The 22,241-nt window shown below is 64.1% G+C and carries 21 protein-coding genes; 9 read left to right on the top strand and 12 right to left on the bottom strand.

Going from position 1 to position 22,241, the window contains the following annotated elements; genetic code table 11:
* The first annotated feature begins 32 nt into the window (after positions 1 to 32).
* The 3 genes from B5E65_RS03710 to B5E65_RS03720 all read left to right on the top strand — a co-directional run bounded on the left by B5E65_RS03710 (position 33) and on the right by B5E65_RS03720 (position 2,598).
* Positions 33 to 704 (top strand): response regulator transcription factor, encoded by a 672-nt coding sequence (locus tag B5E65_RS03710; protein WP_087170433.1) that lies wholly within the window; start codon positions 33 to 35, stop codon positions 702 to 704.
* Positions 698 to 1,966 (top strand): sensor histidine kinase, encoded by a 1,269-nt coding sequence (locus B5E65_RS03715; protein WP_087170434.1) that lies wholly within the window; start codon positions 698 to 700, stop codon positions 1,964 to 1,966. Before B5E65_RS03710 ends, B5E65_RS03715 begins: the two co-directional genes overlap by 7 nt.
* A gap of 74 nt (positions 1,967 to 2,040) precedes the next feature.
* Positions 2,041 to 2,598 carry a DJ-1/PfpI family protein gene (locus tag B5E65_RS03720; RefSeq protein ID WP_158098508.1) on the top strand — a complete coding sequence of 186 codons (558 nt, stop codon included), beginning with the start codon at positions 2,041 to 2,043 and terminating at the stop codon, positions 2,596 to 2,598.
* Positions 2,599 to 2,660: 62 nt separating this feature from the next.
* Here the strand turns inward: B5E65_RS03720 and malQ are convergent, their stop codons facing one another.
* The 7 genes from malQ to B5E65_RS03755 all read right to left on the bottom strand — a co-directional run bounded on the left by malQ (position 2,661) and on the right by B5E65_RS03755 (position 10,184).
* Complete coding sequence (malQ, locus tag B5E65_RS03725) at positions 2,661 to 4,148, bottom strand: 4-alpha-glucanotransferase (protein WP_087170436.1); 1,488 nt, start codon at positions 4,146 to 4,148, stop codon at positions 2,661 to 2,663.
* A gap of 7 nt (positions 4,149 to 4,155) precedes the next feature.
* Complete coding sequence (locus B5E65_RS03730; protein ID WP_087170437.1) at positions 4,156 to 5,187, bottom strand: LacI family DNA-binding transcriptional regulator; 1,032 nt, start codon at positions 5,185 to 5,187, stop codon at positions 4,156 to 4,158.
* Positions 5,188 to 5,224: 37 nt separating this feature from the next.
* The gene (locus B5E65_RS03735; protein ID WP_087170438.1) at positions 5,225 to 6,064 is read right to left on the bottom strand and encodes a carbohydrate ABC transporter permease; all 840 of its coding nucleotides are present in this window, start codon (positions 6,062 to 6,064) and stop codon (positions 5,225 to 5,227) included.
* Positions 6,061 to 6,903: a carbohydrate ABC transporter permease gene (locus tag B5E65_RS03740; protein WP_087170439.1), complete on the bottom strand. Its 843-nt coding sequence runs from the start codon at positions 6,901 to 6,903 to the stop codon at positions 6,061 to 6,063. The genes B5E65_RS03735 and B5E65_RS03740 overlap by 4 nt, the downstream gene beginning before the upstream one ends.
* A 99-nt stretch (positions 6,904 to 7,002) precedes the next feature.
* On the bottom strand, positions 7,003 to 8,334 hold the full coding sequence (locus B5E65_RS03745; protein WP_087170440.1) for an ABC transporter substrate-binding protein: 1,332 nt from the start codon (positions 8,332 to 8,334) through the stop codon (positions 7,003 to 7,005).
* 290 nt (positions 8,335 to 8,624) lie between these two features.
* Positions 8,625 to 9,188, bottom strand: a complete 564-nt coding sequence (locus tag B5E65_RS03750) for a DUF4364 family protein (RefSeq protein WP_087170441.1) — start codon at positions 9,186 to 9,188, stop codon at positions 8,625 to 8,627.
* 66 nt (positions 9,189 to 9,254) lie between these two features.
* A complete protein-coding gene (locus B5E65_RS03755) occupies positions 9,255 to 10,184 on the bottom strand; it encodes a S1 RNA-binding domain-containing protein (protein ID WP_087170442.1) in 930 nt (309 codons plus the stop codon).
* Positions 10,185 to 10,364: 180 nt separating this feature from the next.
* On the opposite strand from B5E65_RS03755, the gene B5E65_RS03760 reads away from it, so the two are divergent.
* The 6 genes from B5E65_RS03760 (at position 10,365) to B5E65_RS03785 (ending at position 15,544) form a co-directional block, all read left to right on the top strand.
* The gene (locus B5E65_RS03760; protein WP_087170443.1) at positions 10,365 to 10,553 is read left to right on the top strand and encodes a DUF951 domain-containing protein; all 189 of its coding nucleotides are present in this window, start codon (positions 10,365 to 10,367) and stop codon (positions 10,551 to 10,553) included.
* A 48-nt stretch (positions 10,554 to 10,601) separates the two neighbouring features.
* On the top strand, positions 10,602 to 11,678 hold the full coding sequence (gene prfA, locus B5E65_RS03765; protein WP_087170444.1) for a peptide chain release factor 1: 1,077 nt from the start codon (positions 10,602 to 10,604) through the stop codon (positions 11,676 to 11,678).
* 24 nt (positions 11,679 to 11,702) lie between these two features.
* The gene (locus B5E65_RS03770; protein ID WP_087170445.1) at positions 11,703 to 12,722 is read left to right on the top strand and encodes an L-threonylcarbamoyladenylate synthase; all 1,020 of its coding nucleotides are present in this window, start codon (positions 11,703 to 11,705) and stop codon (positions 12,720 to 12,722) included.
* Complete coding sequence (coaE, locus tag B5E65_RS03775; protein ID WP_087170446.1) at positions 12,719 to 13,315, top strand: dephospho-CoA kinase; 597 nt, start codon at positions 12,719 to 12,721, stop codon at positions 13,313 to 13,315. The genes B5E65_RS03770 and coaE overlap by 4 nt, the downstream gene beginning before the upstream one ends.
* Positions 13,316 to 13,364: 49 nt before the next feature.
* Positions 13,365 to 13,955 carry a lytic transglycosylase domain-containing protein gene (locus tag B5E65_RS03780; protein ID WP_087170447.1) on the top strand — a complete coding sequence of 197 codons (591 nt, stop codon included), beginning with the start codon at positions 13,365 to 13,367 and terminating at the stop codon, positions 13,953 to 13,955.
* A gap of 182 nt (positions 13,956 to 14,137) precedes the next feature.
* A complete protein-coding gene (locus B5E65_RS03785) occupies positions 14,138 to 15,544 on the top strand; it encodes an aminopeptidase (protein ID WP_087170448.1) in 1,407 nt (468 codons plus the stop codon).
* Positions 15,545 to 15,620: 76 nt separating this feature from the next.
* Here the strand turns inward: B5E65_RS03785 and B5E65_RS03790 are convergent, their stop codons facing one another.
* The 5 genes from B5E65_RS03790 to dnaB are packed head-to-tail and all read right to left on the bottom strand — an operon-like array spanning position 15,621 to position 22,152.
* On the bottom strand, positions 15,621 to 16,592 hold the full coding sequence (locus B5E65_RS03790; RefSeq protein WP_087170449.1) for a hypothetical protein: 972 nt from the start codon (positions 16,590 to 16,592) through the stop codon (positions 15,621 to 15,623).
* Between the two features lie 6 nt (positions 16,593 to 16,598).
* A complete protein-coding gene (gene ftsH, locus B5E65_RS03795; RefSeq protein WP_481810351.1) occupies positions 16,599 to 18,788 on the bottom strand; it encodes an ATP-dependent zinc metalloprotease FtsH in 2,190 nt (729 codons plus the stop codon).
* Positions 18,789 to 18,831: 43 nt separating this feature from the next.
* Positions 18,832 to 19,377, bottom strand: a complete 546-nt coding sequence (hpt, locus tag B5E65_RS03800; RefSeq protein ID WP_087170450.1) for a hypoxanthine phosphoribosyltransferase — start codon at positions 19,375 to 19,377, stop codon at positions 18,832 to 18,834.
* A complete protein-coding gene (gene tilS, locus B5E65_RS03805) occupies positions 19,374 to 20,771 on the bottom strand; it encodes a tRNA lysidine(34) synthetase TilS (protein WP_087170451.1) in 1,398 nt (465 codons plus the stop codon). Before tilS ends, hpt begins: the two co-directional genes overlap by 4 nt.
* On the bottom strand, positions 20,758 to 22,152 hold the full coding sequence (dnaB, locus tag B5E65_RS03810; protein WP_087170452.1) for a replicative DNA helicase: 1,395 nt from the start codon (positions 22,150 to 22,152) through the stop codon (positions 20,758 to 20,760). Before dnaB ends, tilS begins: the two co-directional genes overlap by 14 nt.
* Positions 22,153 to 22,241 lie beyond the last annotated feature (89 nt).

The raw sequence follows: 22,241 nt of genomic DNA on the forward strand, positions 1-22,241 counted from the left end.
ACACCATATCCTGTAAGCGGGAGGACCCTGTTATGCAACTGCTTTTAATAGAAGACGACCGGGCGCTGTGCGAATTTCTGGTTCCGCTGCTGCGCACCCACGGCCACAGCGTGACCGCCGCGCACACCGGCCCGGACGGGCTGGCGGCGCTGCGGGAGGGCGAATTTGACGGGGTGATCCTGGACCGGATGCTGCCCGGGCTGGACGGGCTGACCCTGCTGCACACCCTGCGGGCGGAGGGATTCGCCCTGCCGGTGCTGATGCTCACCGCCCTGGGCGCGCCCGGCGACAAGGTGGAGGGGCTGGACGCCGGGGCAGACGACTACCTGGCCAAGCCCTTTGACGCCAGCGAGCTGCTGGCCCGGCTGCGGGCGCTGGCCCGGGGGCGCAGCGGCGGATACGGGGCGGTGGTGCGCTGCGGCGACGCGGCACTGGACACCGGGGCCCGGGTGCTGACCGGGCCGAAAGGCCGGTGCGAGGTGTCCGGCCGGGAAGCGGCGCTGCTGGCCTTTCTGTTTCGCAACGCCGGGCAGGTGCTGCCCCGCGCCCTGCTGCTGGACCGGGTGTGGGGCGCCGACAGCGAGGTGGAAGAGGGCAACCTGAACAACTACATCTTTTTTGCCCGGCGGCGGCTGCAGCAGGTGGGCAGCCGGGTGCAGATCCAGACGGTGCGCGGGCTGGGCTACCGCGCAGGCGAATGCTGACCCGGCTGCGCCGCCGCCTGACCATGCTGGCGGCGGTGCTCACCGGCAGCGTGGTGGTGGCGGTGGCGGCGGTGTCCTTTCTGCTCTGCGGCCGGATGTACACCGCCCAGCGGCAGGCGGCATTTGAAGCGGCGGTGTCCGATCTGGCCAGCCAGTGGGAACTGGACAGCGCGCTGGACTGGCAGAGAATCCAGGATTCCGCTGCCCGCAACAGCATCCGGTTCTATTTTGCGGAGAACGGCTCCGCCCTGCTGCTCTCCGGCCTGGCGGAGGAGAGCGACCGGGCGCTGGTATGGCAGGCGCTGCGGCTGGCGGGCTTTGACCCGGACACGCCGCCTCTGTCCGCCGGGGGGCAGGCGCAGGCGCTGGAACAGGTGGAGCTCACCGGCGGCGACGCCCGTGTAACGGCCCGCAAACAGGCCACCGGCCGCGGCTGGCGGCTGCTGGTTGCCTGGCAGCCGCTGGCGGGTGAGCAGCGGGTGCTGCGCCGCACCGCCGCGGTCTTTTTGCTGGTGGCGCTGGCGGGGGTGGCCCTGCTGGCGGCGCTGTGCTGGCTGGTGGCGGGGCGGGCCATCCGCCCGGTGTGCCGCGCCATGGACCAGCAGCGGGAGTTTGTGCGGGCGGCAGGGCATGAACTGCGCACCCCGCTGGGGGTGCTGCGGGCCGGGCTGGCAGTGCTGCCCGGCGAAGACCCGGACACCGCCCGGCGTCACATCGGCCTGCTGGACAGCGAAGCCGCCCGGATGAGCGGCCTGATCGACCAGCTGCTGATCCTCTCCGGCGGGGGGCTGGTGCAGCCGGGCCCTGTACAGCGGCTGGAACCGGACACCCTGCTGCTGGAGATGGCCGAAGCCTGGGAACCGGCGGCGCGCCGGGCCGGGCGGCGGATCGAAGCTGCTCTGCCCCCGGAACCGCTGCCCCCGGTGCAGGCCAACCGGGAAGAACTGTGCCAGATTCTGAGCATATTTCTGGACAACGCGCTGCGCTACGCACCGGCAGGATCGGCGGTGAAACTGGCCTGCTGCCAGCGGGGCCGCCGCATGGTATGGGAGGTGCGCGACCACGGCCCGGGCGTGCCGGACGCGGATAAGCCGGCCGTATTCCGCCGGTTCTGGCGGGCGGAATCCTCCCGCGCCGACCGGCAGCATTTTGGTCTGGGGCTCTCGGTGGCCGCCGAACTGGCCGAACGCTGCCGCCTGCAGCTGGGGGTGGCCGACACGCCGGGCGGCGGCGCCTGCTTCTGGGTAGCGGCTGTTCTATGAAGGTGCACCTGCTTGCAGGCGATCGCGTTTTCCGGTACAATCAGGTTATACACCACCTGAAAGGAGCAAGCGGAATGAAATGGCTGGTTTTGCTGACGGGCTGCGGCCTGGGGGACGGCTCCTGCATTGAGGAAACGGTGCTGACCTACACCGCCCTGGACAAATACGGCTGTGACTATCTTCCCGTGGCGGAGGATACGCAGGCCCCTGCGGTGAATCACATTACCGAGCAGCCGGAGGAGATGCGCTCGGTTCTGACGGAAGCCGCCCGGCTTGGCCGCGGGCGGATACGCCCCCTGGATAAGGTGGACCCGGCGGAGTACGACGCGCTGGTGATTCCCGGCGGGCTGGGCCTGCTGCGTGACTGCCGCACTTCAGGCACAGCGGAACTGGTACGGCAGTTTGCCGCCCGGGGCAAACGCATTGGCACCATGTGCGCGGGCATTGATTTTCTGCGGGCGGTGCTGGGGCCGCAGGTTTTGCAGGGTCTGGCGGAGATCACCCCGGCGGACGGTTTCTGCCGCGATGCGGACGGTGCCTTTTTCTACACCCCCGCGTTTCGCAGAACGGGCAGCTGCCACATCATACAGCAGGGCATTGACGGGATGATCCGGGCTATGCAGGCGACATAATCCCGCCGAAACAACAGCCCCGGAAACGCCAAGGCGTTTCCGGGGCTGTTTTTGTCTCATTTTCAGGTTTCGGGCAGGCGGCCGTACTGCGCGGTTTCGGCGCGCAGGGTATCGGCCAGCTGATCGGTAAAGACGCCGGGGCGGCAGCGCCAGGTCCAGTTGTCCCCCATGGTGGAGGGGGTGTTGATCCGGGCCTCGCTGCCCAGACCCAGCAGATCCTGCATCTGCATGATGGCCAGGTCGGCCACGCTGCCCCAGGCACTGCGCATCATGCCCCAATGGTAGCCCTCGGCCTCGTTCAGCCGCAGGTAGGCGGTGGCGCGGGCCACGTCCTCCCGGGGTGCGTGGGCCATCCAGCCCTGCACCGTGTCGTTGTCGTGGGTGCCGGTATAGACCACGCAGTTGCGCGGATAGGTATGGGGCAGATAGCCGGAGCCGGTATCGCGGGAATCAAAGCCCAGTTCCAGCACCTTCATGCCGGGGAACCCCGTCTGTGCCAGGAGGGTGCGCACCGAGGGGGTCAGAAAGCCCAGATCCTCCGCAATGATATTCTGGCGGCCCATCTGCCGCTCCACTTCCTTGAAAAAGTCGATGCCCGGGCCGGGACGCCAGCGGCCCCCGCGGGCGTCCTGCGCCCCGTATGGAATGGCATAGTAGGAATCAAAGCCGCGGAAATGGTCGATCCGCAGCACGTCGTAGATGCGAAGCTGGAAGGCAATCCGCCGCATCCACCAGGCATAGCCGTCGGCTTTCATCCGTTCCCAGTCGAACAGCGGGTTGCCCCACAACTGCCCGCCCGCCGCGAATCCGTCCGGCGGGCAGCCGGCCACCTCGATGGGCTGCAGGTTTTCGTCCAGCTGGAACTGGCCCGGATCAGCCCAGACGTCGGCGCTGTCCCCCGACACATAGAAGGGCAGGTCACCGATGATCTGCACCCCCTGCCGGTTGGCGTAGGTTTTGAGTTTTTCCCACTGTTCAAAGAAGATGGCCTGCACGCAGCGCCAGAAGCGCACTTCCGGTTCCAGCTGCGCCCGGGCATCGGCCAGGGCCTGGGGTTCCCGGCGGCGCAGCGGCAGCGGCCACTCGGTCCAGGGGGCGCCGCCGAACCGGTCTTTCAGCGCCATGAACAAGGCGTAGTCTTCCAGCCAGGAAGCCTGCTCCCGGCAGAAATCCGCCAGCCGGGCCGGGCAGCGGCGCTCGTACCGCTTAGCGGCGATCCGCAGCACGGTGTACCGGTTGCGGTAGAGCAGGCCGTAGTCCACCTTTTCCGGGTCGGAGCCCCAGTCCAGGGTCTGGTACTCCCCCGGTTCCAGCAGGCCGGACCGGGCCAGCGTATCCAGGTCGATCAGGTAGGGGTTTCCGGCAAAGGAAGAAAAGGATTGATAGGGCGAATTGCCATATCCGGTGGGGCAGATGGGCAGGATCTGCCAGTAAGACTGTCCGGAACGATGCAGAAAATCCACAAATCCGCGGGCGGTACGCCCCATGGTGCCCACGCCCCAGGGCGAGGGCAGCGAGGTGACCGGCAGCAGAATTCCGGCGCTTCTCATACAGGATTCATCCTTTCTGTGGCAAATGTGGACTATTCAGCGCCAGCACGCTCTCCTGCTCCAGCAGCTGGAACGGGATGATCTCGTGCACCGGCGCGATGTCATAATGCAGGCTTTTCAGCAGCGTGCTCACCCCCCGCGCGGCAAGCTGTTCGGTATTCTGGCGCACGGTGGTCAGCCGGGGAACGCTGTACCGGGCCCACAGGATACCGTCGTAGCCGATCAGGGAAACATCCTCCGGCACCCGCAGGCCCAGATCCCGCACCGCGCGCATTGCACCGGAGGCGATCACGTCGCCCATGCAGAAGATCGCCGTCAGATCCGGCTGGCGCTGCAGCAGCCGTTTGGCCGCCGCGTAGCCGTCCGGCAGCGAGAACCGGCAGGGCTCATACTGCGTTTCCAGCGGCAGGGTCAGGCCGTGGCGCTGCATCGCTTCGCAGGCGCCGTGTATACGGCGGTAGCTGATCTGTTCGCTGGACAGATTGCCGCCCAGCAGGCCGATGCGGGTATGCCCGCGGGAAACCAGATAGTCCACCACGCAGGCGGCCGCAGCCGAATCGTCGGTGGTAAAGCTGGAAAGATTGGCAAATCCCAGCTGGGCGGCGTTGTTGGTAAGCAGCACGCTGGGCACGGTGATCTGGTCAAACCGGCTGCGGAATAACTCCAGGTCGCCGCCCAGGAAGATCAGCCCTTTGGGGCGGCGCAGGCGGCACAGCTGGATCGCGTAGGTTACCTCATCCGCGTCCTCGTCCAGGTAGGCCACAAACACCTCTTCGCCGCTGTCCAGCAGCAGGGACTGCACCCGCTCCAGCAGATCGGCAAACAGCATGTTCTGGGTACCTTTGACCAGCACGGTCACCGAGGAAAGGGTCTGGGATTTGAGATGCCGCGCGTTGGAGTTTGGCTCAAAGCCATACTGACGCACCACGGCCATAACACGCTCCCGGGCCGCGTCGCTTACGTCGGGATGATGGTTCAGCACCCGCGACACGGTGCCCACGCCGTATCCGGACAGGCGGGCGATGTCTTTGATGGTCATTGGCGGCACGCTCCTTGCATGGATTTTTGGTTCTATTTTACCCCTTAACCGCGCCGGCGGCAACACCCTTGATGATGTGCTTCTGGCAGGCCAGGTAGAAAATGACCACCGGGATGATCGCCATGATCAGCGCAGCCATGATAGCGCCCATGTCGACCCGCCCGTAGGAGCCTTTCATATACTGAATGATGATGGAGATGGTTTTGTACTTCTTGATGTCCAGGGTCAGATAGGGCAGCAGGAAGTCGTTCCAGATCCACATGGTTTCCAGGATACCCACCGAGATGTAGGTGGGCTGCATGATGGGCAGCACCACCGAGAAGAACATCCGCAGCGGCGAGCAGCCGTCAATCAGGGCGGCTTCCTCGATCTCAATGGGGATGGATTTGACGAAGCCGCAGAACATGAACACCGCCAGGCCGGCGCCGAAGCCCAGGTAAATGATGACCAGGCCCCAGGGAGTACCCAGGCCCAGCCGGTCGGTGACCAGCGACAGGGTGAACATGACCATCTGGAAAGGCACCACCATGGAGAATACGCACAGCAGGTAGATCAGGCGGGTGGCGGCGTTGTTCACCCGGGTGATGAACCAGGCGCACATGGAGGTACAGAGCAGGATGGCCAGCACGCTGCCCACCGTGATGAACACCGTCCAGCCCACCGCGTCCAGGAAACCGTACTGGTCAATGGCGGCGGTGTAGTTTTCCAGCCCGTTGAAGGTGCTCTCGTTGGGCAGGGTGAAGGGCTGCAGGTTGATGAAGGATTTCTTCTTGAAGGAGTTGAAAAGCACGATAAAGATCGGCAGGATGTACACAACGCTGACAACGCTGAAAAACGCGGTGCCCAGCCATCCGGCGACGGATTTGTGTCGATTCATTGCTGTACCTCCTTCGAACGGGTCAGACGAAGCTGCAAAAGGCCCAAAACCACGACCAGGATGAAGAACAGGACCGCCTTTGCCTGGCCGACGCCCTCCCAGCCGGTACGACCGTAGAAGGTGTTATAGATGTTCAGCGCCAGCAGTTCCGACATCTTGGCGGGTTCGCCGGCGGTCAGGGACAGGTTCTGGTCAAACAGCTTGAAGCCGTTGACCATGGACAGGAAGGTGCAGATGGTGATGGAGGGCATCATCATGGGGATGGTGACCTTGAACAGCCGCTGGCGGGCGTTGGCGCCGTCGATGGCGGCAGCCTCCATCACGTCGCCGGGGATGGACTGCAGGCCGGCGATATAAATAATCATCATATAGCCGATCTGCTGCCAGGCCACCAGAATGACCAGGCCCCAGAAGCCGTACCACTCGTTCAGGTTCAGGGTAGTGGAGAAGGGCGCCAGGATGCCGTTGAAGATCAGCTGCCAGATATAGCCCAGCACAATACCGCCGATCAGGTTGGGCATGAAGAACACGGTGCGGAAGATGTTGGTGCCCCGCAGGTTCTGGGTCAGGGCCAGCGCGATCAGGAACGCTAGCACATTGATGACCACCAGCGAGACGATGGCGAACGCGGCGGTATACCAGAACGCGTGGCGGAACACGGTATCCTGCAGCGCCTTGACGTAGTTGGACAGGCCCACAAAGGTGGCGTCGGTAACGGTGGTGAATTCACAGAACGACAGGCCGATGCCCATTATGAACGGCACGATAAAGCCGATCAGGAACGCCAGCATGGTGGGCAGCACAAAGATGGGGAAATAGCGCTTGATGGCTTTTTCCACGAGAAGCAGCCTCCTTTTTTCTCTTGCAAACAAAGCGGAACGGCGGGCGGGCAAGAACGCCCGCCCGCCGTCTCACAGGGTATCTGCCGGTTGTGGGGATCAGCCGTTGACAGCGGCGGCCTCGGTGGCCCAGCCGTCCACGAACGCGGTTACGACCGCATCCCAGTTGGCATCGGTCTGGTCAGCCGCGTAGCTGGTCAGGGCGGAGCCAACGCCGTTCTTCCACTCTTCAGAGGGGATGTAGTTGAAGTCCCAGGCCACCGAGTACTTGCCGGAAGCCACGGCCTCGTTCATCTTGTTGTTCAGAACGTTGGGGGTCTCCTTGGCGTTCTTGAAGGGGCAGATGAAGCCCATATCCTGCGCCATGGCGGTGGTGCCTTCCTCGGAGGTCACGCACCAGTACATGAAGTCCAGAGTAGCCTTGATGTCTTCTTCAGAAGCCTTGGCGTTGACGCACCAGTAGTTCTCGGTGCCGATGCACAGGCCCTGATTTTCCTCGCCGTCCACACCGATGTAGATGGGCAGGATATCCATGTTCTCGTCGCCCAGGTCGGCGATGTTGGTGTACTCCCAGGTGCCGTTCTGATAGAACACGGCAGCGCCGGTCAGGAATTCGGCGGTAGCGTCGTCAGCGGTCTTGGCAGACAGCAGGGACGGCTCGCAGGTGGCGTTGTTGATGTACAGATCCCAGATCTGACGGTAGTTGTCCAGATAGGCGCCCTTGATCTCGGCCGGGGTGCCTTCGTAGCCCTCATCCTCGAACTCATAGTACAGAGGCATGTTGGCCAGGTGGGTCTTGAAGCGCCAGTCGGAAGAGCCATCCATACCGGCGGAGGTGAAAGCGGAGAAGCCCAGCTCGTCCTTGCGGGCGGTGATGTCCTCGGCCACCTTCTTCAGGGACTCAAAGTCGGTAATGTCGGCGGTGGTGTAGCCGGCTTCTTCCAGCAGGGCGGTGTTGACGATGATGCCGTAGCCCTCGTACACATAGGCCACACCCGCCAGCTTGTCGCCGTCCATCAGCTTGAAGTCGTCGCTGGTCAGCTCATTGGCAAAGTCGGTGCCGGTCAGGTCGTAGCAGTAATCGCTCCAGCTGGCCAGACCCACAGGGCCGTTGACCTGGAACAGGGTGGGGGCGTCGGTCTTGGCCATCTCAGATTTCAGCATGGTCTCGTAGTTGCCGCTGGCCGCGGTGACCACGGTGACCGGCACGCCGGTCTGTTCGGTGTAGGTTTCGGCCAGGGCCTGCCACTGGGCATCCGCCTCCGGCTTGAAGTTCAGATAATAGACCGAGCCGCCCGAAGCAGCCTCGCCGCCGGTGGAAGAACCGCCGGTGGAACCAGCCTGCGAAGAAGAACCCGCGCTGCCGCAGCCGGCCAGCAGCGAGACGGACATGGCAGCCGCCAGGCCCAGAGCAAGAAGTTTGCGTTTCATCTGTATTTCCCTCCTGATTGTGTGTGTTTCCGATTGTTCGGAAACGTTTCTGGAAACGTTTCCGTTTGACAATGCCAGTGTAACCCTTTTTCCGCCAACAGTCAAGAAGAAAAACGGGTTTGTCAATAAATTTGTTCAATGTGTTGATGTTTTTTTGTTTTCTTTGTTCAACAAGCTCATCGCTTTCCGGATTTTTGCGGCTGAATCCGGAATCTGCCGCAGACTGCGCGGCGGCGCAAAAAAGGCCCGCGGAACCTTTTGTGGGTTCTGCGGGCCTTTTGCGGTATGGTTCAGTTCTTGCCCTCCCGCGTAAGAGCGTCCATCAGCAGGGCGAATATCTCGCTGCCCTGCTCGATAAAGCGGTGCTTGACCGCTTCAGCGGTGAGGGGGTCGGGCATTTCCAGCTGCAGCCGGAACACCTCGCTGCCCAGATCCTCGATGCGGCAGTCCACCAGATACCGGCCGTTTTCGGCGGTGACGGTGGCCTTGTGCTGGGCCGCCTTGCGCAGCCAGGTCTGGGCCCGGATCACCGCCCGGGCCGCGCTTTCCCGCACACTGCGGGGCAGATCGTAGGCCAGGGTGTCCGCCACGGTGGAGCCCTTGTCGGTCACCCGGTAGCGGCCGTCCTCCAGCCGGATCATCCCCTGCTGTTCCAGGTCGCCCAGGCCGCCGGCCAGTTCAAAATAATTCACCAGTTCCTCACTGAGAAGGGCGTTTTCCAGTTCCTGCCGGGTCAGGGGCGCGGCGGTCTTGGCGGCGGTTTTGATCAGGTAGCACAGCAGGATCCGCACCTCCATCGTGCTGGTCAGCCCGCCGGGTTTGACCCCGCCGGTAAACGCGTCGTTATGGCCCATCCTGTTCACGTCCTTTCTCCTGGGGCATAAGCATTCTGCTTTTTATTATACCAAAATTTACGCAACTTACAAGGCCGCGGCCGGCTGGCAGAAAACCGTCTCCACCTGTTTGCGGCTGCCGGGGGTGGAGTACACCCAGCGCCGGATGATCCCCTCCCGCACAAAATACCGGGGTTCAAACCGGATATCGCTGCGCAGGTTCCGGTTGACCACCACCAGCTTGATCTTCATTTTATCCGGCAGGATACTTTTAATGTACACGCTTACCGCCTGGCCCGGCTGCAACCCTTCGCAGTGTTCCGCCAGGCCCGCCAGATTGGGGGCGATCTCGATGAACACGCCGTAGTCCTCCACGCTGCGCACGATGCCCACCACCGTTTCGCCCGGGTGGAAGCAATCCGCGTTTTCCTGCCAGGTGCCCATGAGTTCCCGCAGGGTCAGTACCAGACGGCCCTGTTCATCCCGGTTCTTCACCGCGCACAGCAGCTGCTGGCCCACCCGCACCCGGTCCGCCGGGCTGCCGATGCGGGACACCGACAGGCAATCAATGGGCAGCAGCGCGCTGATCCCGCAGCCCACATCGCAGAACGCCCCAAAGGGTTCCAGGTGGGTCACGGTGCAGGGTATCACCTGGCCGGGCTCCAGCCGGTCCAGGTATTCTTCCCGGCAGCGGCGCTGGGCACGGGCGCGGCTCAGCGCCAGATAGGGGCGGTCCTGCCCGTCCCGGCGCAGGCCCTCCACCACAAAACAGGTGGGCCGCCCCACCCGTACCAGCACCGCCACGTCCCGCACCAGGCCCTCGGCGGCGCCGTCGGCACATTCTTCAAAGGGCATCAGCCCCGGCATACCCGCCAGTTCAAACCGCAGCCGCCGCTCGTTGTCAAAGGCAAGGGCGGTGCTCTGCAGCAGCTGCCCGGTGGCGGCCGCTGCCTCCAGCGCGTACAGGCTCATGGCATCGGCGGGGCGGCAAAGCCCCTCGGCCGGAAATTCCGTCATCAATTCTGTTCCTCCTTTTTTTCGGGTCCCGTCCCGGGGCCCGCCGCTGTTGTGCGCACCAGGGCGCTGGTACACTGTATGCGGCGGAATGCCGGGATATTTATCCGGTACTGTCTTTGCTTTTTTTCGCGTATAGGGTATAATAAGATGGATTGCAGCAAATTGCCGGGAGGTATAGATATGGATATCCAGGTAGGCGATACCATCCAGACCAAAAAGCCGCATCCCTGCGGGGCCAATACCTTTGCGGTGCTGCGGGTGGGAATGGACTTCCGCATCCGGTGCACCGGCTGCGGGCGGGAGATCATGCTGCCCCGCGCCCGCATCGAAAAGAACATTCGGGCGGTGCGCCGTCCCGGGCAGGCGTAGCGGCGCGGGAATGTCCGCCCCCCTACCCCTGACCGAAAAGGAGATTCTATGCAGGAACAGCTGCAGGCGGCGCTGCGCCGTCTGGAAGAACTGACCCACCAGCTGCAGGATCCCGCTGTGCTGGCCGACGCCGCCCGGTATCCGGCCCTGATGCGGGAGTATAAGCAGCTTGAACCCCTGACGGAAGCCAACCGCCGGCTGGAAACCGCCCGGCGGGATCTGGCCCAGGCGGAAGAGCTGCTGCAGGACGAGAACCTGGACGCCGCGTTCAAAGCCATGGTACAACAGGAGCGCAGCGAAAACAGGCAAAAATTGGAAGACGCCCAGACAGAACTGCAGCGTCTGCTGCTGCCCCGGGACGAAAACGACGACCGCAGCGTGATTCTGGAGATCCGCAGCGGCGCGGGCGGCGAGGAAGCCGCCCTGTTTGCCCACAGCCTGCACCGGATGTACAGCATGTACGCCCAGAAACAGGGCTGGCGCTGCGAGGTGCTGAGCCTGAACGCCACCGAGCTGGGCGGCGTGAAGGAGATCTGCGTGGAGGTGGAGGGCGATGGGGTGTACAGCCGCCTGAAATACGAGAGCGGCGTGCACCGGGTACAGCGGGTGCCCGAAACCGAAACCCAGGGGCGGATCCATACCTCCACCGTGACGGTGGCGGTGATGCCCCGGGCCGAGGAAGTGGACCTGGTGCTGGACCCGGCCGACCTGAAGATCGACGCGTTCCGGGCCTCCGGCGCGGGCGGCCAGCACATCAACAAGACCTCCAGCGCCATCCGGGTGACCCACCTGCCCACCGGCATGGTGGTGGAATGCCAGGACGAGCGAAGCCAGTACAAGAACAAGGACAAGGCGCTGCAGGTGCTGCGCAGCCGTCTGCTGGAAGCCAAGCGGCAGGAGCAGAAGGACGCCCAGGACGCCGACCGGCGCAGCCAGGTGGGTACCGGCGACCGGAGCGAGCGCATCCGCACCTACAACTTTCCCCAGGGGCGGGTCACCGATCACCGCATCGGGCTGACCCTGTACAAGCTGGACGCCGTACTGGACGGCGCCCTGGACGAGATCATCGACGCGCTGCGCACCGCCGACGAGGCGGAAAAGCTGCGCCGCAGCGCCGAAAGCTGACACAAGAAAAAAGAGGGATACAACGTGGAAACCTGTTTACTGCCGGCAAACGCCGAGGGCGTGCGCCGGGCCGCGGAACTGCTGCGGGCCGGTGAAGTGGTGGGCATCCCCACCGAAACGGTCTACGGCCTTGCCGCCAACGCCTGGGACGAAGAGGCGGTGCGCCGCATCTTTGTGGCCAAGGGCCGCCCCCAGGACAATCCCCTGATCGTGCATATCGCCGATCGGGAAATGCTGTATGAAGTGGCCGCCCGGGTACCGGAGCAGGCCCTGGCCCTGGCCGACGCATTCTGGCCCGGGCCGCTGACCATCATCCTGCCCCGGGGGCCCAAGGTGGCCGACGCGGTCTGCGCCGGGCTGGACACGGTGGGCATCCGGATGCCCAGCCATCCCGCCGCCCAGGCGGTGATCCGGGCCAGCGGGCTGCCGCTGGCCGCCCCCTCCGCCAACCGGTCCGGGGCGCCCAGCCCCACCGACGCCAAAACCGTGTGGGAGGATATGCAGGGCCGTCTGCCCCTGATCCTGGACGGCGGCGAGTGCCAGGTGGGCGTGGAGTCCACCGTGGTCTCCCTGGCCGGGGATGTGCCCATGGTGCTGCGCCCGGGTTATGTAACGCCGGAGCAGATGTCCCAGGTGCTGGGCTGCCCGGTGCAGGTGGCCGGAGCCGTAACCCGGCAGCTGCAGGCGGGGGAAACGGTGCGTTCCCCCGGCATGAAGTACAAACACTACGCCCCCAAGGCCGAAGTGACCATCGTGCGGGGGGATCGGGATACCTTTGCCCGGTACGTGGCCGCCCACCCCGCCGAGGGGCTGTTCTGCCTCTGCTTTGCAGGGGATGAAGCGGTGCTGGATGTGCCCTGCGTACACTACGGCACCGAGCAGGATCCCGCTGCCCAGGCGCACGACCTGTTCAGCGCCCTGCGCCGTCTGGATGAACTTGGGGCCAAAACCGTGTACGCCCGCTGCCCGGAAATGGAGGGCGTGGGTCTGGCCGTATACAACCGGCTGCTGCGCGCCGCCGCGTTCCGGGTGGTGGAACCGTGACGCTGGCAGGCATCACCGGGCGCTCCGGCTGCGGCAAGTCCACCGTGACCGCCTGGTTCCGGCAGCAGGGTGTTCCCACCCTGGACGCGGACAAGGTGGCCCGGGAGGTACTGCTGCCCGGTTCCGCCTGTCTGGCGGCGCTGGCACAGCGGTTCGGCACGGACATTCTGCTGCCGGACGGCAGCCCTGACCGGCACCTGTTGGCCGACCGGGCCTTTGCCACCCCGGAGGGCACCAAAGCCCTCACCGACATCACCCATCCGGAGATCGTGCGCCGCATTCTGGACTGGGCCGCCCGGCAGCAGGCGGAGGGGCAGACCCTTTGCCTGGTGGACGGTGCGGTGATCGTAGGCGGGATGCTGCAGCCCCATTGCCGGCCGCTGGTGGTAGTGACCGCCCCCCGGCAGGTCAGCATCCAACGCATCTGCGCCCGGGATGGCATCACCCCGGAACAGGCGGCCCGCCGCCTGGCTGCTCAGCTGCCGGAAGAAACGCTGCTGGCAGCTGCCGACTATCATCTGCGCAACGACGGCTCCCCCGCCGACCTGTACCAGCAGGCGGAACGGGTGCTGGCCGCGCTGCGCGCCATCTGAAACAACGCCCCGCTCGGCGCGCCTGCACAGTGCGCCGGAAAGGAGAGTCATGCGATTTTCAAAACGACACCTGGCGGGTTTGTGTGTGCTGGTGGTGTGTGTGCTGCTGGCCGGGCTGCTGATTCTGCGCACCGGCCTTTCCGCACTGGACACCGCCCGCTACCCCCGCCAGTACAGCGAGTATGTTGAATACTACGCTGGAAAATACAACCTGGACCCGCTGCTGCTTTATTCCCTGATCCGTACCGAAAGCGGGTTTGACCCCGAAGCCACCTCCTCGGTGGAGGCCCGGGGGCTGATGCAGATTACCGAGGTGACCTTTGACTGGATCAAAAGCCGGATTGCCCCCGGCGAGGATCTGACCTTTGATGACCTGTACGATCCGGAGACCAACATCCGGTTTGGCAGCTACTACCTGGCCCAGTGCCTGAACCGGTATGGCAACAACGTGGACACGGCTGCCGCCGCCTATCACAGCGGCTGGGGCACGGTGGACGACCTGCTGGAAGACAGTGCGTATTCTTCCGACGGTGTGACCCTGCACACCTTTCCCTTTGAGCAGATGAATCTGTACGTTCGCAAGATCAACCGCAGCTATGAAGCCTACCAAAGAATATACAGCGAGGAATATTCAGCTTAAATTATACAGAATATCGGCAAATTTGGCTTGAAAATGGCCGAATCTGCGCTTATAACGCCTATCGGCTGTGTTATGTGCCGGAGCAGCGGGAACCTTTGGGTTCCCCGCCGAATCATATACAGTCAGTAGTATATAAATAAATACCTACATTGTGTAGTGTAGCGAAAGGATGGTAAAACAGTATGGAAAAAGAAAAAACTGCCGGCCAGAAGCTGGAAGAGCAGCTGTGCTACAAGAGCGAGGCATGCCTGCGCAGCCAGCCGGAACTGGCGGACGCCGCCATGGCGTTCTGCGAGGGCTACAAGCGTTTTCTGGATGAGGGCAAGACCGAGCGGGAGTGCGCCCGCGCCGCCGCCCAGCGGCTGGTGGAAGCCGGCTACAAGCCCTACGAGCCGGGCGTGGCCTACAACCCGGGCGACAAGGTGTACCTGGTAAACCGGGGCAAGAGCGTGGTGGCCGCCACCATCGGCCAGCTGCCGCTGGAGCGGGGCATCCATATGAACGTGTCCCACATTGACGCGCCCCGTCTGGACCTGAAGCCCATGCCCCTGTACGAGAGCGACGATCTGGCCCTGCTGAAGACCCACTACTACGGCGGCATCCGCAAGTATCAGTGGACCGCGCTGCCCCTGTCCCTGCACGGTGTGATCTGCCGGGCGGACGGCACCAAGGTGGAGATCAGCCTGGGTGACGACCCCACCGATCCGGTGTTCTGCATCACCGACCTGCTGCCCCACCTGGCCGCCGACCAGAACGAGCGCAAGCTGCGGGACGGCGTGAAAGGCGAAGAGCTGAACATCCTGGTTGGCCACCGTCCGGTGGAGGATCCGGATGTCAAGGAGCGGGTGAAGCTGTATGTGCTGAAGCTGCTGAACGAAAAGTACGGCATCACCGAGAAGGATTTCATCCGTGCGGAGCTGGAGGCGGTGCCCGCTATCAGCGCCCGTGACGTGGGTCTGGACCGGATGCTGATTGGTGCTTACGGCCAGGACGACCGGGTAGACGCCTACCCCGCCCTGATGGCCGAGATCGAGACCAAGGACCCGACCTTCACCACCCTCTGCGTTCTCACCGACAAGGAAGAGATCGGCAGCGAGGGCGTGACCGGCATGAACAGCCTGTATGTGTTCCACTTCATCGAGCAGCTGTGCCAGGCTAAGGGTGCCGACTACATCCGCACCCTGCAGAATTCCATCTGCCTGTCCGCGGACGTGACCGCGGCGGTGGATCCCACCTTTGACAGCGCCTTTGAACGCCGCAACAGCACCTACGCGGGCCGTGGCGTGGCCATCTGCAAGTACACCGGTTCCCGCGGCAAGGGCGGCGCCAACGACGCTTCCGCCGAGCTGGTGGGCTATGTGACCCGCCTGCTGGACAAGGAGAACGTCATCTGGCAGACCGGCGAGCTGGGCAAGGTGGACCAGGGCGGCGGCGGCACCATCGCGGCCTACTCCGCCTACCACAACGTGGACACCATCGACATCGGCGTGCCGGTGCTGAGCATGCACGCGCCCTTTGAGGTGACCTCCAAGCTGGATGTGTACATGGCGTACCGTGCGTTCCTGGCGTTTGCCCGCGCCACCGAGTAAGCCTACATACCAAGCGGCATAGAAAAAGCCCGTTCCCGGAAATCCGGGAGCGGGCTTTCTGTTTTGTTTTTTGCGCTCAGCGGAGCAGATAGACAGCCAGACCGCCCAGCGCGATCATCACGCAGATCACCGCGGTGATGGGCGGGGCCCAGCGGATGATCTGCCCGGCGATGTAATCGCCGCGATCCTCCTCGCCCTCTTCCTCGTAGCCGTCGTAGTCGTCATACTCCTCTTCATCCTCAAAGTAGGAGGTGGCGGTCTCCTCGTCGGCCCGGTAACGGGGCGGCTGGTACTGGGTCTGGGTATCGGCAGAACTGCGGGAGACGATCTTCATATCGTCGTCCACGCCGGTGTCCTGCACCGGACTCATGACCCGGGTGGGCTCCTGCGGGCGGACCGGGTCCACCATGCGGGTGGGCTCATCCTCCACTACCGGGGCGGCCTGGGGCCGGTTCTGCAGCAAGCCCGACAGGGTGTTCTGCAGCAGGATCCGGTCGGAACCGCACTCACTGCACCAGGCGGTGTTTTCCTCGGTGGGATGGAACGCGCCGCAGGCACAGAACCAGCCTTCCGGCAGCATCTGGGGCACCACCGAGAAGCCCTGCTTGCCGGTGCGCTGTTCCAGCTGGCTGGCCAGGTTGGTGGGCAGCACCTTGGGCGCAGGCAGGCGCACCCGCTTGAACTCCCGCAGGGAGACGCGGCTGCCATCGGTGTAGATGGCCTGCAGCAGGTCCACTTCCACGCTGCCGATGGGCGACGGGCTCAGATAAACCGCGTCGTCGGCACCGAAGATTTCTCCCTGCCCGGCGGCCAGCTGGTCATACCGGAACTGATCCTCGCAGACCACCTGCCCCTGCATATCCTTGCACTTGAAGCCGATCAGCAGCCCGGCCAGCGGCTTGGCGCTGATGTTCTTGAAGGACAGGCAGACGGCAATCTCGCCGGTCACGTCCCCTTTCAGCAGTTCCACCCGGACAAACTGTACCGGGCTGCCCTTGGTGTAGTAGTTGGCCCGGGACTGGGCCAGAATGTCAAAATTCTGCTCCATGGCGCATTACTCCTTTTCACCGGAGTCCTGGTCGGGCTCCTCCTGCGGCGCGGCGCTCTCTTCGGCGGGCTGCACCGCTTCAGGCTGATCGGCAGGCTGTTCGGCAGCCGCGCTTTCGGCCGGGGCCGGTTCAGCGGGCTGTGCCGGGGCAGCCGGTTCCTCGGCGGGAGTGGGATCCAGCGGCGGCAGTTCGCCGCCCTCCATCAGGGTGGTGAACTCTTCACCGGAGAGCTTCTCCCGGGCCAGCAGTTCGCCGGCCACCTTGTGCAGCTGCTCCATATGGCTGTTCAGGATCCGGCGGGCAGTCTCGTAGGCTTCGTCCACGATGTCCCGGATCTCGCTGTCGATCTCGGCGGCGATGGTTTCGGAATAGCCCTTTCCCTGGCCGAAATCACGGCCCAGGAAGGTCTCGCCCGGATCCGAGCCATAGACCACAGGGCCCAGCCGCTCGCTGAAGCCGTAGCGGGTGACCATGGAACGGGCAGTCTGGGTGGCGCGCTCCAGATCGTTGGACGCGCCGGTGGAGATGTCCTCCAGCACCAGCTGCTCGGCCACGCGGCCGCCCAGCAGGCTGACAATCCGCTCCTGCATGGCGGTCTTGGTCACATAGCTGGCGTCCTTGTCCGGCAGGTACATGGTAAAGCCGCCTGCCGCGCCCCGGGGGATAATGCTGATCTGGTGCACCGGGTCGTTGGTGGGGCAGAAATAGCTGGTGATGGCGTGGCCCGCCTCATGGTAGGCGGTCAGCCGCTTTTCCTTGTCGGTAACCACGCGGGATTTCTTTTCGGGGCCGGCCACCACCTTGATGGAGGCTTCCTCGATCTCCCGGCGGGTAATCGCTTTTTTGCCGCGGCGGGCAGCCAGCAGGGCCGCCTCGTTGACCAGGTTCTCCAGGTCGGCGCCGGCAAAGCCCACGGTGGACTGGGCAATGGTTTTCAGGTTCACATCAGGGGCCAGGGGTTTCTGGCGGGTATGCACCTTGAGGATCTCCTCACGGCCCTTTACGTCGGGCAGGCCCACGTACACCTGACGGTCGAACCGGCCGGGACGCAGCAGCGCCCGGTCCAGAATGTCCGCCCGGTTGGTGGCGGCGATGACGATGACGCCCTCGTTGGCGCCGAAGCCGTCCATCTCCACCAGCAGCTGGTTCAGGGTCTGCTCCCGTTCGTCGTGGCCGCCGCCCAGGCCCGCGCCGCGCTGACGGCCCACCGCGTCGATCTCGTCGATGAAGATGATGCAGGGCATGCTGCGCTTGGCCTTGTCGAACAGATCACGCACACGGGACGCGCCCACGCCCACATACATCTCCACAAAGTCGGAACCGGAGATGGAGTAGAAAGGCACGCCGGCTTCGCCCGCGCAGGCACGGGCCAGCAGGGTTTTACCGGTACCCGGAGGGCCCACCAGCAGTACGCCATGGGGGATGCGGGCGCCCAGGCTGTTGAAGCGGGAGGGATTTTTGAGGAACTCCACGATTTCCTGCAGTTCTTCTTTTTCCTCATCCGCGCCGGCCACATCGGCAAAGGTGGCCTTGCGCTGGGATTCCTGCTGATCCTTGACCTTGGCGCGGCCCACGTTCATGACGCCGCCGCCCTGGCCGCCCCGGTACATGGTGAAGATCACAAACATCATGCCCGCGGCCAGCACCAGGTAGATCACCAGCTCCCAGGGGAAGCTGCTCTTGACCGGGCTCATGTCGTATTCCATGGGGGCGTCCGGATTTTCAGCGTTGTAGCTGGCTACATAGTCGTTCAGGTCTTCCAGGAAGAGGCCCAGATAGGGCATCTTGTAGGATACCTGCACCAGCTTTTCGCCGGAAGCGGCCGTATCATTGCCCTGCTGGGCGGTCTGGCCGGAGTTCTGGGGCAGCTGGCCCATGCCCTGGCCGCCGAACAGGCTTTCCATCAGGCTGCCGCTGCCGCCCGCCGAAGCGGTGCCCTGCTGCAGCACGGGCTGGGCGTTCTCCGGCAGCGCCACCTTGCCTTCTTTCAGCTGAAGGGTCAGCACGCTGCTGTTCAGATCCAGGTCAAACCGGACGACCTGGTTGTTTTCAAAATACTGGATGACCTGGGAATAGGTCATGGTGGTGTAGCTGGACACAGCGGAACCCATGCCGCTGTAGAAGATCACCACCAGGGTGACCATTACCAGCAGTACGGCGATAAAAATGCCGTTGGAACGAGGTTTACGGGGCAAAAGATCAACTCCTGTTATCTGTCAATTTGCCTGGGCGCGGGGCTCATTCGGAATAGATTTCCGGCTTGAGCACACCCACGTAAGGCAGGTTGCGGTATTTTTCGTCGTAGTCCAGGCCGTAGCCCACCACGAACTCGTCCGGCACCCGGTAGCCGATGTAATCGGCCTTGATGTCGGCTTTGCGGCGATCCGGCTTATCCAGCAGGGTGGCGATGCGGATGCTGGCGGGATTGCGGGCGGCCAGCATATCCTTCAGGTAGGAAAGGGTCAGGCCGGTGTCCAGAATATCCTCCACGATCAGTAGGTCCTTGCCGGTCAGGTCGGTGTCCAGATCCTTGACGATCTTGACCACGCCGCTGGTCTTGACCCCAGAACCATAGGAGGACACGATCATAAAGTCGATGGTGCAGGGCAGGTCAATGGCCCGCATCAGGTCGGTAAAATAGACCACCGCGCCTTTCAGCACCGTGACCAGCAGCAGGTTTTTGCCCGCGTAGTCCTTGGTGATCTGGGCGCCCATCTCGGCGCACTTGGCTTTGAGTTCCTCTTCGGAGTACAAAACCTTCAGGATATCGTCGTTCAAGCTCATAATACATCCTCCACTCGTGGGATCGGCGTGATCCGTATGATCTGCCGGGTATCCGGTCCGGGCTGGGTCCCCTCGGCAAAGCCGGCGCCCCACAGCCAGAGCACGCGGCTCCCGTCCGCTGCCAGAGGCCACAGGGCCCGGCGGGGGGCAGGGATTTTCTCTTCAATAAAATAGCGGTGCAGGGTCTTGGTCACACCGCGGCCCCGGGGGGCAAAGCGGTCGCCGGGCTGCCGGGTACGCAGCCTGGCGCTTGATGCTATTTTAGCATAATCCGCCAGAGAGTTTAAGTCTTTTTTGTAAACATCCGGGCCCAAAGGCACGAATTTCGCGTCCAGTATCTCGATTTTCACACAAAAATCACCGCCCAGGGCCCACTCGCCCGGCTCCAGCGGCATACAGAGGTCGGCGGCGGGCCGTTCGGCGTCCGCCGGATATTCCAGCCAGATCCGGCCGCTGCCGGCCCGCAGGCGGGCATGGGGGCTCAGCTGCACCGCGCCGCTGCCGCTGGCCAGCAGTTTCTCCGCCAGTTCCAGCCGGCGGGCGCTGGGATCGCACACCCGGCGCAGGATGGTCAGCAGCGCCGCCTGGCGCACCGGGGCATCGGCAGCGCACAGCGGTTCCAGCCGCCAGCCCTGGGGCGCGGCGGCCTGCAGTAACAGGGTGTCCGCCTTTTGGGCAAAATACCCGTCCAAAGCGGCCATCCGCTCACAGAAATCGCTCAGCGCCCGCACCGCCGCCGGGTTCACCGTTTCCAGCGCGGGCACCGCGATGTGGCGCACCCGGTTGCGGGCGTAGTCATCCCCGTCGTTGGTGGCGTCCTGCACCCAGGGCACCCCCAGGGCGCGGCAATAGCTTTCGGTGTCGGCCCGCTCCACGCAGAGCAGCGGCCGCACAAAGCAGCCCCGTTTGACCGGGATGCCTGCCGCCCCCCGCAGCCCGCTGCCCCGGGCCAGCCGCAGCAGCAGGGTCTCGGCCTGGTCGGTGCGGGTGTGGGCGGTGGCGATCACCGCGCCGCGCGCGGCGGCCAGCTGTTCAAACCAGTCGTACCGCAGACGGCGGGCCCAGTCCTCCCCCGGGTGGTCGGGCACCGGGATGCCCGCGGCGGCGGGGCTGTGCCGGTGCAAGGGAATACCGTGTTCCGCACAGAAAGCGGCCACAAAGGCTTCGTCCGCGTCCGCCGCCGCGCCCCGCAGGCCGTGGTTCACGTGGGCGGCCTCCACGGTGCAGCCCCAGTCCCCGGCCCGGCGCAGAGCAAACGCCAGCAGGGCCATCGAGTCGGCCCCGCCGGAGACCGCCACAATGACCCTGCCGGCCTGTGGAAACAGCTCCCGGGCCCGGACAAAGGCGCCGACCATCTCTTCCAGGCGGAGCTGCATGGGTTCAGTTGTATTCATGGACAAAATCCCGGTTCATGAAGCGGGTATGGGCGCCATCCCAGCCCAGCGGCACCCGGTCGGTGGAGCCGTGACGGTTCTTGGCCACGATGCAGTAGGCGGTGTCCGCGTCCACCTGGGTATCGCTGCCGGAGGTGGAGGCGTAGTAGCCCTCCCGGTAGAGCATAAGCACGATGTCGGCGTCCTGCTCGATAGAACCGGAGTCACGCAGGTCGGACAGCTGGGGCTGATGATCGGCACGGCCGCTCTTTTCGGTGGCACGGCTCAGCTGGGACAGGGCGATGACCGGCACGTTCAGCTCCTTGGCCATGATCTTCAGGTTTCGGGTGATCTCGCTGATTTCCTGCACACGGTTTTCGGTGCGCTTGCCGGTGCTCATCAGCTGCAGGTAGTCAATGACGATCAGGCCGATGGGCGCGCGGGAGGTATCCCGGTTGATCTGGCGGATCTTGGCCTTGATCTCCGGGATGGTGATGTTGGAGGTGTCGTCCATAAAGATGGGCACATCGTGAAGCAGCTCGGTTACATGGACCAGGTCCTGCCAGTCGGAACTGGTCAGGGCGCCGGTACGGAACGCTTGGCTGCCGATGCCCGCCTCGGAGGACAGGATACGGCTGACGATCTGGTCCTTGCCCATTTCCAGGCTGAAGATGGCCACCGGGATTTTCTGGCGCTTGGCCACGTTGGTGGCGATGTTCAGCGCAAAGCTGGTTTTGCCCATACCGGGACGGGCGGCCAGGATGATCAGGTCCGACCGGCCCAACCCGCCGCTGAGCAGTTCATCCAGGCCGGTAAAGCCGGTGGGGATGCCCGCGTACTTGCTGCGGTTGGGGCCGGACAGCTGCTGCAGGCTGATCAGGGTGTCCACCACCACATCGTTCATCTGGGTCAGGCCGGTCTGGCCGCGGCCCGAACGGATCTCGTACAGCCGCTGCTCGGCATTTTCCAGCAGCAGATCCGCGTCGCTTTCCTCGTTGCTCTGCTCCAGGATGCTCTGGGCAGCCAGCATCAGCTGGCGAACGCGGTATTTCTCCTCTACGATGCGGGCGTAGGCCTTTACATTGCTGACCGAGGGCACCGTCTCGGCGATGCTGGTCAGGTACTGCACCGCCGCGTCCGGACTTTCAAAGGCCCCGCTGGCGCTGACCGCCTCCTGCAGGGTGACGAAGTCCAGCGAATAACCCGCAGTGTACAGCCGCAGCATCTGGGAGAAAATCTCCCCGTTGCTGCGCTGGTAGAACATTTCCGGGCGCAGGATCTCCACCAGATCAGCCAGAACGCCCGGTTCCAGCAGCACGGCGCCCAGCACCGACTGCTCCGCCCGCAGGTTATAGGGCAGGGACAGGCCCATGCTTTCCAGATTCAAGCTTACATCTTTCATGGTTCACGCGCTCTTTTCCGGCCCGGCGGGCCACAGGATAAACGGCGCGGAGCAATCTTGCCCCGCGCCGGCGGTATGTGTTGGTATGA

The sequence above is a fragment of the Gemmiger sp. An120 genome (assembly GCF_002160955.1).
Taxonomy (GTDB): domain Bacteria; phylum Bacillota; class Clostridia; order Oscillospirales; family Ruminococcaceae; genus Gemmiger_A; species Gemmiger_A avium.